Annotated in this window: 9 protein-coding genes; 5 read left to right on the top strand and 4 right to left on the bottom strand. The window is 55.4% G+C overall.

Translation table 11 applies throughout. The annotated features are described in order from the left end of the window. Positions 1–363 (bottom strand): Rv2175c family DNA-binding protein, encoded by a 363-nt coding sequence (locus A6F49_RS07295; RefSeq protein WP_043057868.1) that lies wholly within the window; start codon positions 361–363, stop codon positions 1–3. A gap of 230 nt (positions 364–593) precedes the next feature. Here A6F49_RS07295 and A6F49_RS07290 point away from each other — a divergent pair, with 230 nt between their 5' ends. Continuing rightward, the gene (locus tag A6F49_RS07290; protein WP_052504859.1) at positions 594–2,570 is read left to right on the top strand and encodes a lytic transglycosylase domain-containing protein; all 1,977 of its coding nucleotides are present in this window, start codon (positions 594–596) and stop codon (positions 2,568–2,570) included. Positions 2,571–2,633: 63 nt separating this feature from the next. Beyond that, entirely contained in the window at positions 2,634–3,905 is a 1,272-nt protein-coding gene (locus tag A6F49_RS07285) for a protein kinase domain-containing protein (RefSeq protein ID WP_052504858.1), read from the top strand. 105 nt (positions 3,906–4,010) lie between these two features. Here A6F49_RS07285 and A6F49_RS07280 read toward each other — a convergent pair whose 3' ends face one another. Then, positions 4,011–5,420 (bottom strand): class II 3-deoxy-7-phosphoheptulonate synthase, encoded by a 1,410-nt coding sequence (locus A6F49_RS07280; RefSeq protein ID WP_082911665.1) that lies wholly within the window; start codon positions 5,418–5,420, stop codon positions 4,011–4,013. A 140-nt stretch (positions 5,421–5,560) separates the two neighbouring features. Here A6F49_RS07280 and A6F49_RS07275 point away from each other — a divergent pair, with 140 nt between their 5' ends. The 3 genes from A6F49_RS07275 to A6F49_RS07265 all read left to right on the top strand — a co-directional run bounded on the left by A6F49_RS07275 (position 5,561) and on the right by A6F49_RS07265 (position 8,695). Beyond that, entirely contained in the window at positions 5,561–6,358 is a 798-nt protein-coding gene (locus A6F49_RS07275) for an alpha/beta hydrolase (protein WP_082911648.1), read from the top strand. Next, positions 6,342–6,776 (top strand): MFS transporter, encoded by a 435-nt coding sequence (locus tag A6F49_RS07270; protein ID WP_052504856.1) that lies wholly within the window; start codon positions 6,342–6,344, stop codon positions 6,774–6,776. Before A6F49_RS07275 ends, A6F49_RS07270 begins: the two co-directional genes overlap by 17 nt. 107 nt (positions 6,777–6,883) lie before the next feature. Beyond that, a complete protein-coding gene (locus A6F49_RS07265) occupies positions 6,884–8,695 on the top strand; it encodes an AMP-dependent synthetase/ligase (protein ID WP_043057867.1) in 1,812 nt (603 codons plus the stop codon). A gap of 74 nt (positions 8,696–8,769) precedes the next feature. Here the strand turns inward: A6F49_RS07265 and A6F49_RS07260 are convergent, their stop codons facing one another. Both A6F49_RS07260 and A6F49_RS07255 read right to left on the bottom strand, forming a co-directional pair. Beyond that, positions 8,770–10,197 (bottom strand): mycothione reductase, encoded by a 1,428-nt coding sequence (locus tag A6F49_RS07260; RefSeq protein ID WP_043057866.1) that lies wholly within the window; start codon positions 10,195–10,197, stop codon positions 8,770–8,772. Between the two features lie 54 nt (positions 10,198–10,251). Further along, positions 10,252–13,704: a pyruvate carboxylase gene (locus A6F49_RS07255; RefSeq protein WP_043057984.1), complete on the bottom strand. Its 3,453-nt coding sequence runs from the start codon at positions 13,702–13,704 to the stop codon at positions 10,252–10,254. Positions 13,705–13,792: the final 88 nt, after the last annotated feature.

The raw sequence follows: 13,792 nt of genomic DNA, 5'->3' as shown, positions 1-13,792 counted from the left end.
CTACCAGGCCAACGCCTGGGCCCTGCGACGAATCTCAGTCTTCTTGCCGGCATGGAGAGCGTCGATAGGACGGCCCGGCAAAGATTCGTCTTCGGTAAACAGCCAACGAATAATCTCGACGTCGTTGAATCCTGCATCAGCAAGGACCATGATGGTGCCACGAAGCGGCTTTAAGATACCCGCGTCAGTGAAAAATGCAGCAGGGACATACCGGACATTTCTCTTACCGCGACGAACGTCGACGAGATGTCCTTCCTTAATCATCTTGTGAACTCGAGTCACAATTACATCAAGGCGTTCTGCAATCTCTGGCAACGTGAGCCACTCATCAACAAGTACTTCTAGATCTTGGTTTTCCTTCACATCTCAACATTATCGCAGTTTCCTGCTGTGTAGGGACGTCTGGCGCACTCGACACGGGAACGTCGTCACACAAAGACGATCAAACCTCTCCTATTAACATTTGTCCCACCCGTCATGTATATTCACTTATGTAACATTTTCATCACGTACACCTCGACGCTATTTTTGTCACACAGTGCACAAGAACTTCCCCTGGCTCGGGTGCCTGACGCAAAGAGGATACGTTATCCATGACTGACCGTACTTCCGGGGCTTCCCGGTTTTACAAATCAGCTGTTGCGACTTCGGCTCTGCCGTTACTTGCCTTAGGCTCCGCCACTGTGGCCACCGCGGCGGTAGCTGATGCACCCAGTACGGCGTTTAGTCCTAAGCCTGCAACAGCTGCCAACCTGACAGCAGCACAACAACAGCTCGAAGCAACCCTGATTCCTGCAGATCAGCTAGCTGTAGCCCTGCCGGCACGATTTACTCAGGAGTACTTCCAAGCAGCTAAGACCGCCCCCAAGACCTATAAGGTCGAATCGGGCGATACGCTGGGCCACATTGCACTGAAGCATAAGGTCTCGCTTTCTAATCTGTTGAAGTGGAATGACCTCAAAGCCTCATCGACTATTTACCCCGGTGATCAGCTCAACCTCGGTCCAGCAAGTTCCAGCAGCTCGACTACGACCAGTGCCCGTTCAACTTCATCTTCGTCGTCGAAGGGCACCTACAAGGTCAAAGCTGGTGACACTCTGTCGGCCATTGCCGCTCGCAATGGGATTGGCTTGTCGACCCTACTGAAAGCCAATGGCTTGTCGATGTCTTCGGTTATCTACCCGGGACAGTCGTTGAAGCTCTCAGGCTCTGCCTCGTCAGCTTCTTCATCGTCATCGAAGACTTCCACATCGTCGTCTTCGGGTGGCGGCACATATAAGGTGCAATCGGGCGACACTCTCTCAGGCATCGCTGCTAAGAACAACGTCAGCCTGTCGACACTGTTGAACGCCAACGGCCTGTCTCGGTCATCGATTATTTATCCTGGCCAGCAGCTCAAACTGTCGGGTAGTGCATCCAGCTCGTCGTCCTCGGCGAAGTCCACATCCTCTAACAGTTCCTCATCGGGGTCATCGTCGTCCTATACGGTAAAAGCCGGCGACACACTGTCGGGTATTGCCGCTCGCAACGGGGTCGGGTTGTCCACGATCCTGAAGGCTAATGGCCTGTCGTTGTCCTCGACGATCTTCCCTGGTCAGAAAATTAAACTCTCAGGTAGTGCTGCAAGTTCTAGCTCCTCGTCTGGTGCATCGTCTTCGGGTTCGAATAAGTCGTCGAGTTCATCTAGCGCTTCGACCTACACTGTCAAGGCCGGCGATACGCTGTCTGGCATCGCCGCTCGCAACGGGGTCGGTTTGTCTACGATTCTCAAGGCAAACGGTCTGAGCTCCAGCTCCATTATTTACCCGGGGCAAAAGCTCAAACTGTCAGGTTCGGCAGCTACTTCAAACAGCTCAGGCTCGTCGTCAAACAGCTCGAGTAGTTCGTCGAAGAGCACTGGTTCTTACACCGTCAAGTCGGGTGACACCCTGTCGGGCATCGCTTCACGTAATGGTGTGAGCCTGTCGACACTGCTGCAAGCCAATGGATTGTCGGCATCGTCGGTTATTTACCCCGGCCAGACACTCAAGCTGTCTGGTAAGGGTGGTTCTAGTTCGATGACGACGGCGTCGGCGGACAATAATGAACAGCTCATCGGCAATACGTTCTTGCACTACACCTATCCGGATCACGTCGTGGCCAATGCGAACGCCAATAAGCGTGCGCTGTTGGCTGCTCCCATGCCATCAACTCAGCAGGTGCGCCAGATGGTAAGCCAGACGGCAAGCCAGATGGGTGTCGATCCGAAATTGGCGTTGGCGCATGCTCAGGTAGAGTCTGCTTTCAACCCGACGGCGGTCTCCCCCGCCAACGCGATCGGTACCATGCAGGTCATTCCATCATCTGGTGAGTGGGCATCTCAGCTCGTTGGTCGGAAGTTGAACCTCCTGGATCCGCAGGACAACATCACTGCGGGCGTGGCGATCATTCGTCATCTGCAGCGAAATAACCCAGGTGATATTGGTATTGCCGGTTATTACCAAGGTGAAGGCGGGGTCCGGAAGTACGGAATGTACCCCGATACGAAGGACTACGTCAGCAAAGTCCGAAATGCTATGAGCAGATTCTAATGAAACTCCCCTGATAGGAAACGGATACCCGGTCGGCATTGCTGGCCGGGTATTCTATGTGTTGTGAATACCCCAGCAGGACCCTCGCTCGTTGGCCTCACCGTCGACAACCGCTACGAAATCACACAGCGGTTGGCCCACGGTGGTATGGCCACGGTCTATCGTGCCGTTGATACCCGACTTGACCGTGAGGTGGCACTAAAAATCCTGCGACCAAACATGGCTGAAGATCCAGCCGTTATTGAAAAGTTTGAGGCAGAAGCCAAGAACACCGCCAAAATTAATCATCCGCACGTCGTCAATGTCTATGACCAGGGCGTGGGTACCGCCGGTAATGGCGACGTAGCGTTTCTGGCAATGGAGTTTATTGAGGGCCATACGCTGCGCGAGGTGATGCGTGCCGCCGGTCAGATGACGGTTGAAGAAACCTGGAACATTGCCCTGCCTATAATTCGGGGGGTTGCCGCCGCCCATCAGGTGGGTCTGGTACACCGGGACATCAAACCCGAAAACGTTTTAGTATCCAACGATGGCGATATTAAGGTCGCAGACTTCGGACTGGCGCGAGCCGCCTCTAACCACACGGGCACTGGAATGGCCCTGATGGGCACCGTGTCCTATATGTCGCCAGAACTGGTCACCGGGGAACAGGCCGATAAACGATCAGATGTATATGCCCTGGGTATCGTGATTTTCGAAATGCTCACGGGCCAGCGCCCCTTTAGTGGCGAGTCAGCCGTAGCCATCGCTGTGCAACACACCAATTCTCGTGTTCCGGCACCGTCGACACTGGTTCCAGGTATCAGCGCCGCAGTTGATGACATTGTGTTGCATATGACCGAGCCGTCTCCCGAGGACCGTCCCGCCGATGCCACCGAAGTGTTGATTTTGATTCAGCACCTGTTGGAAAATCCCGAAGCAGCTGAAGAACTGGCTCATCAGGAAAACGCAAACGATGCGACCCAGGTGTTCGACGATGTTGCCACCACAGCGTTCGGCACCGCAGAGCGCACCGATGACAGTTCGGAACCACACCAGCCACCTCCGCCCCCACAGCCTAACGTCACCGTACTGCCACCCTCAGTCACCGCAGAAGCCTCTCCCATGGGCGCGATGGATCACTATCATCGACCAGCAGTTGAGCAACAGCCAGTTACGAGTTCGCAAGTGCGCGACTTCGGAAACAAAAAACAACATGAATCTGTCCGGGCTTTCGCACCGATCCGCACCTCGCGGGCAGCAATTTATACGCTGCTGATCATTATGGCTGCGGCAGCCACAGTGCTATTCGGTAACTGGGCGGGGTCTGCCATTATGAGATTGCTCCTTGGCTAAGACCTTCCCCGAATCACCACGCCCCGTGAATTTTATATACCGTAGCAAGCGATCAGCCCCAGGATATCCTGGGGCTGATCGCTTGGTACGGTCGACGTCTTGAGACTATTTGGCGCTGTCTTTGGCTAACGATTCGGCAACCAAGAACGCAAGTTCAAGTGACTGTTGGTGGTTGAGTCGTGGGTCGACGAGTGTTTCGTAGCGTTCATCGAATGCTGATTCATCAATTGCAACCGAGCCGCCCAGGCACTCTGCGACGTCGTCACCGGTGAGTTCAATGTGCAACCCGCCAGGATGCGTGCCAGTAGCGTTGGCGACTTCAAAGAACCCACGAACTTCGTTCATGATGTCTTCCAGGCGGCGGGTCTTGTACCCATTAGCAGCAGTAATGGTGTTGCCGTGCATGGGGTCAGTAATCCACAGTGGAGTGGCACCTTCGGCTTTAACGCCGTCCATAATGGCCGGTAGCTGCTCACGTATCGTGTTTGCGCCCATGCGCACGATGAAGGTCAGGCGGCCGGGTTCACGGTTGGGGTCCAGTTTGTCAATGAGCTCCATGGCCTGATCTACCGTGGTGGTTGGCCCAAGTTTCACGCCGATCGGGTTGCGAATGCGCGACAGGTAGTCCACGTGTGCGCCGTCGATCTGGCGAGTGCGTTCACCAATCCATACAAAGTGCGAAGACGTAATGTAGGGCAGACCGGTCCGGGAGTCAATCCGGGTCAGGGCGCGTTCGTATTCAAGAAGCAGTGCTTCGTGTGCCGAGAAGAACTCTACGGTGCGCAGCGCATTGAAGTCAGCACCGGCGGCTTCCATGAAGCGAACGGCTCGATCGATCTCGGCGGCAAGTTCATCAAACCGAGCGTAGGCCGGGTTCGACATGAAGCCTTTATTCCAAGAGTGCACCGTCCGCAAATCTGCGAAGCCACCAGTCGTGAATGCACGAATCAGGTTTAAGGTCGAGGCGGACGTATGGTAAGCCTGCACCATGCGACGTGGATCGTGACGACGAGATTCTTCGGTGAAGTCGAAGCCGTTGACGATCTCGCCACGGAAGGATGGCAGCTCGACGCCGTCACGGACTTCCATATTCGATGAACGCGGCTTAGCAAACTGGCCAGCCATGCGACCCATCTTGACCACCGGCATCGATGCGCCGTAAGTCAAGACCGCGGCCATCTGCAAGATGGTACGGATTCGAGCAGAAATTTTATTGGCCGTTGCACCGGCAAAAGTTTCAGCGCAATCCCCACCTTGGAGGACGAAGGCCTTACCAGCAGCGGCATCGGCCAGACGCTCGCGTAGGACATCAACCTCTCCGGCAAACACCAGTGGTGGAACGTTGGAGAGTTCGTTAAGACTATCTTCTAGCAACTGCTGGTCATACCACTGCGGGGCCTGTTGCACGTCAAGATTCCGCCATTCATCCAGGCCAGGATAGTCAGCGGCACCCTGTGAATGGGTGGTGCCAAACGGCTCTACAGCCAGATTATTTTCCGCAGTGTCAAACATCATGCAGACAAGCATACGACCCGACGACACGCGCCAGGTAGTTCATGACGCTATGAGCCCAATATAGACCACGTTCCAGCTGAAAGTTCACGCGGAAATCACAAGCTATTCATCCGTCAATCCACCGCACTATGCTGGAGTAGATGAGCATAATGCAGTCCATTGAAATCCTTAAACCACACCCCCAAGGCGTCCTTGCCAAAAGCCAGACCCAGTGGGGTGTCGTTTTGCTGCATGGTTTTACCGCTGGTCCAGGCTCGGTGCTGCCCTGGGGGCAGGCTTTAGCAACAGCGGGCGCGACGGTATACATCCTGACACTTCCCGGGCATGGCACCACAGTCAGCGATCTGGCCCAAACGTCGGCCGGACAGTGGCGTCGGCACGTGCAGCAGACTGTGGATTACGTGCTTGCTCAAGGACATGACCGCGTTGCTGTGGCTGGTTTATCGCTGGGCGGCGCCTTGGCACTCGATGCTGCAGCGCACCGCGCGGTCGATGCCACCCTGCTGGTCAACCCGGCTCTGAGTTTCAAACCCGTAGATCAACTCGGAGTGGCTCTGTCACCGTTCTTCCAACGCATCATTCCCACTGTGGGACCACTTGCTGGCGACATTAAAAAGGCTGGCGTTGTCGAAGAGGCCTATGACCGCACCCCGGTTTCGGCAGTGGCCGAGCTCGCCAAACTATTCCGGACGGTCCGCAGGCGTCTGGCTGATATTTCCTCGCCGGTGACCTTGTATTGGTCGACACAAGACCACATTGTGCCCCCAACTACTGCAAAACTGCTGCGTCGTCGCATGGAACCCAACCTCTTGCGAATAGTTCACATGGATAACAGCTACCACGTGGCGACTCTGGACAACGACGCACCGCTGATCTACCAAGACAGCGTCAACACCCTGCTGAGTCTGTCTGGAGGTGATCATGGTGGAACAGCGTGACGAAGATAAAGCGTGGCAAGACCTTGTACGTCGACTCGGTGGCAGTCCGGAGCAAGCTCAATCCGAACCAACCGCTGAGCCACCGCCTGGACCTGATACGCCCAACCCCTCATCAATGCCCGGGCCACGCGACTATGCACCGGCCGAAGAAATCGTCGAAGACTTTCAACCGCCCGAACCGAGACCGATCGCAACTGGCAATCCACGAACGGTCTTGTCCTGGATCGGCGTCATCGGTGCTATTGCAATCTGGCTGCTGGCGGCACTGCTGGGGATTCCACTTGCCTGGTGGATGTCCACGGTTACCCTTGTGGCGTTTCTTGCCGGGGCACTGAGCCTCTTTTTCCTGCTCCCCCGTACGCGTGACCACCGCAACCCATATGACGACGACGATTATGGTAACGGCGCCCAACTATAAGCCCTCATGACAGCCGTGTTCCTGTTTCACGACGTCTCGTCATTTGGATTACCGACAAGTAGAATGTGATTCAAATCGCTCATCCTTGTCTACTGAGGAGCATCACCGTGAAAGAGATCATCATTCCCCCAGTTGCGGAAGCCCCGCACGACTCCAATGCCACCGATCTAGTTGAAAATCAATTCCATCAAGATCCACATCACCCGCTGTTTGCGCGCCAGCTGCAACCTGGCCAGTGGACTGATATCTCGGCCCGGGAATTTCGTGAAGATGCCAAAACCATCGCCCGCGCATTAGCATCGATCGGAATCGAGCCCGGCGACTCAGTGGCCATCATGAGTCCTACCCGCTACGAATGGACCCTACTTGACCTGGCGATCATGTACGCCGGTGCCGTGACGGTCCCGATCTATGAAACCTCGTCTCCTTCACAGATCGGGTGGATTATTGAAGATGCAGGAGTTAAAGCAGTTGTCGTCGAAAAATCTGACCATGCTCGTGCGGTTCAAACGGCGGTGCAGCGCGAAGGGCTTCCTGAACTCCATGGCATGTGGATTATGGAAGACGGTCTGGGCGACCTGCGAGCGCTAGCCGCCAATGGACCTGATAGCGATGAGATGGAACGTCGTCGGTCGCTGGCAAATCTCGATGATGTGGCCACGATTGTGTATACCTCTGGCACTACCGGGCGTCCCAAAGGGTGCATGATCACTCACGGCAACCTGGTGAATTTATCGCTGAATATTTTGCACTCAGAAATGCAGGAGGTGCTGACTCGGGATAGCACCACGATCCTATTCATCCCATTGGCGCATATTTTTGCGCGCTTTATTTCCTTCCAGACCTTGGCTTCTGGGTCGAAAGTCGGTCATACCCCTGACGTCAAGCAGCTTGTTCCGGATCTGAAATCCTTCCAACCCGATTTCCTGTTAGCCGTGCCCAGAGTCTTTGAGAAGGTCTACAACTCGGCTTTGTTGAGTGCGCAGGAGGGCGGCAAAGGGAAGATCTTCGAACGTGGTGCAGAAATCGCCGTTGACTATTCTAAGGCGAAGGAAGCCGGCAGTATTGGTGTGGGCTTGCGTCTGAAGCACTGGCTTTTTGACAAGCTGTTGTACTCCAAGATTCGTGCCGCGATGGGTGGCAACGTCAAAGACGCAATTTCTGGAGGCGGCCCGCTTGGCCCGTATTTGAGTCATTTCTTCCGCGGCGTCGGGGTCAACATCAAAGAAGGATACGGTTTGACCGAAACGACCGCACCGGTCACGGTGAACCGACCAGGCAAAACCCGGGTTGGAACCGTCGGATTGCCTGCCCCAGGATGTGGTATCCGGATTGCCGATGACGGCGAGATCCTGGCCAGCGGCGTGTGCGTATTCAAGGGATACCTCAACCTACCTGACAAGACCGCAGAAGACCTCGTCGATGGTTGGCTCCGCACCGGCGATATTGGTCATCTCGACAACGACGGATATCTCACGATCACCGGGCGAAAGAAGGAAATCCTGGTCACTGCGAGTGGCAAGAACGTGGCTCCTGCCCAGTTGGAAGATCAGATCCGTTCCGATGGGTTGATCTCCCAGGTGATGGTGATTGGCGACAATCAGAAATTCGTCGCCGCACTGGTGACCTTAGATGAGGAGACCGCACCACCGTGGCTCAAGCAACAGGGCCTTGATCCCAACATGTCGATAGCAGAGATGGCATCCCACTCGACTGTTCGTGAGCATGTTCAAGAACTCATCGATCGGGCCAACGAGTCAGTCTCACGGGCGGAATCAATCCGAGAATTCCGTATTGCTCATCAAGACTTCACGATTGAAGCAGGACAAATGACCCCGTCGATGAAGATCAAACGTGAAACGATTCTGCGAGATTTCCAAGATCTTGTAGACGACATCTATCAGACCGCAGCCAAATAACAACTGCCTTAACCAAACACCGCGCTGGATGGAACCTTTCGGTTCGATCCAGCGCGGTGTTCTATATTTCGAGTCTAGAGATGCTCCGAGTTTGGAACATCCAGACCAAGAAGCGCATTTTCTACTACCTCTGCCATGGCCGGGTGGATCCAATACTGGCCGCGTGCTAATTCATGGGCAGTGATGCCAAAGGACATGGCCGTCAACAGCGGTTGAATCAGGTTGGTGGCTTCCTGGCCCATAATATGAGCCCCCAGAATGTTGCCGGTGGCTCTTTCTGCGACGATTTTCACAAACCCATCGATATCTTCCATCGCCCAGCCGTAGGCGGTATCACCGTAGGACTGCACTTTCATGGTGATCGCTTCATCACCATACTGACGGCGCGCCTCATCTTCAGTCAGACCAGCGCTGGCGATCTGGGGGCGGGTGAAGACCCCAGCTGGAATCGTGGTGAGCGTATCGGGTTTCATCCGATCCGGGTTTTCCATGTTGTGTGAGACGATTCGCTGTTCATGGTTCGCCACATGCTTGAGCATCTGCGGATTCGCGATGTCGCCCATCGCCCAGATCCCCGCGAGCGGTTTGCCATCTGCGAGGACGCGCAAGTATTCATCACGGGCGATGAACCCGTTCTCGACGTCAATGCCAACCGCATTCAGATTGAGGCGGTCAGTGTTTGGTTTACGTCCCGTGGCCAGCAACACGACGTCGCCGATGAAGTAGTCTACGACCTCATGGTGATCATGTCCGGTGGCACTGAGATTGACCCGGAGTCTGCCATCGTGACGTTCAATCGAGTGCAAAGTCCGGTTGAGTGCGACCTGCCAGGCTTCCTTTGCCACCCGGGTGAATTCATCAGAGATGGTGTTGTCGTGGTTGGATAACAACTGCCCCGAGCGGTTGATGTGGATGACTTCGGACCCCAGTCCCGAAAATACGGCGGCGAATTCCGAACCAATGTATTTGCCACCAACGATAATGATGCGCTTTGGCAGTGCTTTGAGCCGCATCACCGTATCTGAGGTGTGTACGCCAGGAAGATTGAGCCCGGGCACGTCTGGCAGGCTCGGTCGAGACCCGGCAGCAACAACGATTTGGTCGGCTTCTAAAACACGTCCGCTGGACGTGGTGAGTTGTTTGGGGCCACTGAAGTGGACTTCTTCAGTGATCAGCGTCGTATGGTCCAGTTGGACATCGCGGTAATGCTTACCGGCTTCCGAAATAGCATCGATACGATTGAAAATTCTATCGCGGATATCCGGCCAGTTCGTAGCATCGACGCTTAGGTCGATGCCGAGACGTTCGGCGTCACGAGCCATTGCCGTCAGCTGGGCCGGGTATGCGAACATTTTGGTGGGGATACATCCGACGTTGAGACAGGTACCGCCAAAGGTGCCAGAGTCAATGATCGCAACTTTTTTGTTGTCCCAATATGGGGTGATAATAGAATTACCGGATCCGGAACCAATGATGGCCAGATCGTATTGTTCGATGCTCATGCCATCAGTGTAGTGGTTCCGAATCCGGTAATGACGTACTAGTTCAATCTAACGTCATGCTGGATCGAGGACCAAAATAAGGTCGTTTCCTTCCACTGGGGTTGGGTTCTTTAGCACCACGCGAGACACAGTGCCTGTAATCGGGGCGGTAATGCCGGCTTCCATTTTCATGGCTTCGATCGTGGCGATCGTGTCTCCAGCTTGCACGGTCGTGTTTTCTTCCACGACGACGGTGACGGTTCCAGAAAACGGTGCTGGGACGTGACCCGTATTCGAGGTATCGGCTTTCTCTGCCTCGTGCACATTGGATTTCACGGACCTGTCGCGGACTTCAACCTGGCGTTGTTGGCCGTTGAGGGTGACCATCACGGTACGCATGCCTTTATCGTCCGCTTCGGACACAGCCTGCAGTGTGGTCAACAGACGCACGCCCTTGCCTAGCGAGATCACGTGCTCATGGCCTTCGACCATGCCGTAGAGGAAGTCGCGGGTGTGCAAGACCGAGGTATCGCCATAGAGTCGAACGTGCTCTTCGTATTCGCTGGTTGGCCCAGGGAAGAGCAGCCGGTTGAGGGTACGACGACGGGTCTCCCCCGGTTCGGCCAGTTTGGCTTCGTCCTCTGCAGCAAGCTCTTCGACCTCGATTCCGGTTGTGTCACGGCCTTCCAGCGCTTTGGTTCGAAATGGTTCTGGCCAGCCGCCTGGAGGATCTCCAAGCTGTCCGGATAAAAAGGCGATGACCGAGTCTGGAATGTCGTAGTTGCGTGGGTTTTCTTCGAAGTCAACCGGGTCAGCGTTGGCAGATACCAATGCCAGCGCCAGGTCGCCAACAACCTTCGACGACGGCGTCACCTTGACGATGTCGCCGAGGATGTCGTTGGCGGCAGCGTACATGTTTTCGATCGATTCGAAGCGCTCCCCCAGGCCCAATGCGATAGCCTGCTGGCGCAGGTTGGATAGCTGTCCACCCGGGATCTCGTGCGCGTAGACTCGACCAGTTGGTGCCGGCAGTCCAGATTCAAACGGTGCGTAGATTTCCCGAACTGCTTCCCAATAAGGTTCCAGCCCGGCAACGTGTTCCAGGCACAGCCCGGTCTCGCGCTCGGTATTATCGGTTGCTGCAACAAGAGCCGACATCGAGACCTGCGAGGTGGTACCTGCCAATGCCGCAATCGCGGTATCCACGGCGTCCACGCCTGCATCAGATGCTGCTAACAGGGTCGCCAGTTGTCCACCCGAGGTATCGTGCGTGTGCAAGTGCACCGGTAGATCGAAGTTCTCACGCAAGGCGGTGACCAGTTTGCTTGCCGCTGCTGGGCGCAGCAGACCTGCCATGTCTTTAATCGCCAGAATGTGTGCCCCAGCGTTGACCATGTTTTCAGCCAGGCCCAAGTAGTAGTCCAGCGTGTAGAGCTTCTCGTTGGGATCAAGGAGGTTGCCCGTGTAGCACAGGGCTGCTTCGGCAACCGAGGAGGTGTTTTCGCGAACCGCTGTAATGGCAGGGATGATCTGGTTGACATCGTTGAGCGCATCGAAAATACGGAAGATATCAACACCGGTTTGTGCTGCTTCTTCAACGAATGCTTCGGTCACGCGCTGTGGGTACGGTGTGTATCCCACAGTGTTGCGACCACGCAGCAGCATCTGCAGTGGGATGTTTGGCATTTCTTCCCGGAGACGTGCCAGACGGTCCCAGGGGTTTTCCGACAAGAACCGAAGTGCGACGTCGTAGGTGGCCCCGCCCCAAACTTCAGCCGATAAAAGCTGTGGCATCAGATGGGACACTGCAGGTGCGGCGGCAAGCATATCCCGGGTACGAATACGGGTTGCCAGCAGGGACTGGTGGGCATCTCGGAAGGTCGTATCGGTGACTGCAAGACCTTCGTGATGACGCAGGGCTTGCGCAAAGCCTTCTGGGCCCTTGTCGACCAGGATATCGCGCCACCCGCTTGGAGGGGTTTCCAGCGAGGGACCATCGAATGGGCTGCGGTCCGGTTCGTCGGCCTTATCTCCAGGGAAGTGCGGCAGCTTGCGACGTGGATCCATCCCCTCGATACGAGGACCATATGGCCGGTTAACGGTGACGTCAGCAAGGTAAGACAGCGCACGCGAGCCACGGTCTTTCGACCGGTTGATTTGCGTGAGGTAGGGGTTCTTATCGATAAAGTCCGTTGCGACGTCGCCATCAATGAATTGTTGGTTGTCGAAAACATTCATCAGGAACGGGATGTTGGTTGCTACCCCACGGACACGGAATTCTGCCAGGGCGCGACGTGCTCGGCGAATAGCAGTTTGGAAGTCTCGGCCTCGAGACGACATTTTCACCAGCATCGAGTCAAAGTGCGGTGAAATTTCTGCACCGGTGTAGATCGTGCCACCATCCAGGCGGATACCAGAACCACCGGCAGAGCGGTAGGCAGTAATCTTGCCGGTATCTGGACGGAAATCATTGGCGGGATCTTCGGTAGTAATACGACACTGAATGGCAGCACCGCGGATCTGAAGATCTTCCTGATTGATGCCAAGGTCGTCCAGGGAGGCTCCAGCAGCAATGCGAAGCTGGGCTGCGACGAGATCCACGTCGGTGATTTCTTCGGTAATGGTGTGTTCCACCTGGATGCGCGGGTTCATTTCAATAAAGACATGCTGACCGGCGCGCTCACCTTCGGTGTCGACCAAGAATTCGACAGTACCGGCGTTTTGGTAGTTCATGGCCTTAGCAAATTTGACAGCATCATCGTACAGTCGCTGGCGCAATTCATCATCGATATTTGGGGCCGGTGCAATTTCGATGACTTTCTGGTGACGACGTTGCATCGAGCAGTCGCGTTCAAAGAGGTGAACGACGTCGCCATGGTTGTCTGCAAGAATCTGGACTTCGATGTGGCGCGGACGTAGCACTGCCTGTTCGAGGAAGGCTGTTGGGTCCCCGAAGGCGGTTTCTGCTTCGTGCATGGCGCTCTTGAGCGCTTCAGGCAAGTCTTTAGCTGCTTCGACGCGACGCATTCCACGACCGCCACCGCCAGCAACGGCTTTGACGAACAAGGGGAAGCCGATGGAGTCTGCTTGAGCTATGAGTTCCTCAGCATTAGCGGAAGGATCCGTGGATTTCAGGGTCGGCACGCCAGCCCGTTCAGCTGCGCGCAGTGAGGCGACCTTGTTTCCGGTTTGTTCCAAGACCTCAGCAGGTGGGCCGACGAAGGTCAGACCGTTATCTTTTGCTTTCCGTGCAAGCTCGGCATTCTCAGCTAGGAATCCATAGCCTGGGTAAATAGCATCTGCGCCAGATTCCAACGCAACTTTGATAATGCTGTCGACGTCTAGGTACGCCCGGACCGGATGACCTTCTTCACCGATCCGATAGGCTTCATCTGCCTTTTGCCGGTGAATCGAGTTGCGATCTTCGTATGGAAAGACAGCGACAGTCTTGGCATTGAGCTCGTGACACGCGCGAAAAGCGCGAACAGCAATCTCGCCACGGTTGGCGACCAATACCTTGTTAAACATTGGGTCACCACCGCTCTTGTGGGCCGAGTGGTCTTGATTTTCAGCCAAGGTTCCTCCAGTGTGTGTTAGTGCTGTCACGAGTAATGAC

The sequence above is a fragment of the Enteractinococcus helveticum genome (assembly GCF_001657475.1).
GTDB lineage: Bacteria > Actinomycetota > Actinomycetes > Actinomycetales > Micrococcaceae > Yaniella > Yaniella helvetica.
Note: the sequence above shows the minus strand (reverse complement) of the source record. Positions and strands in the feature narration are given on the sequence as shown.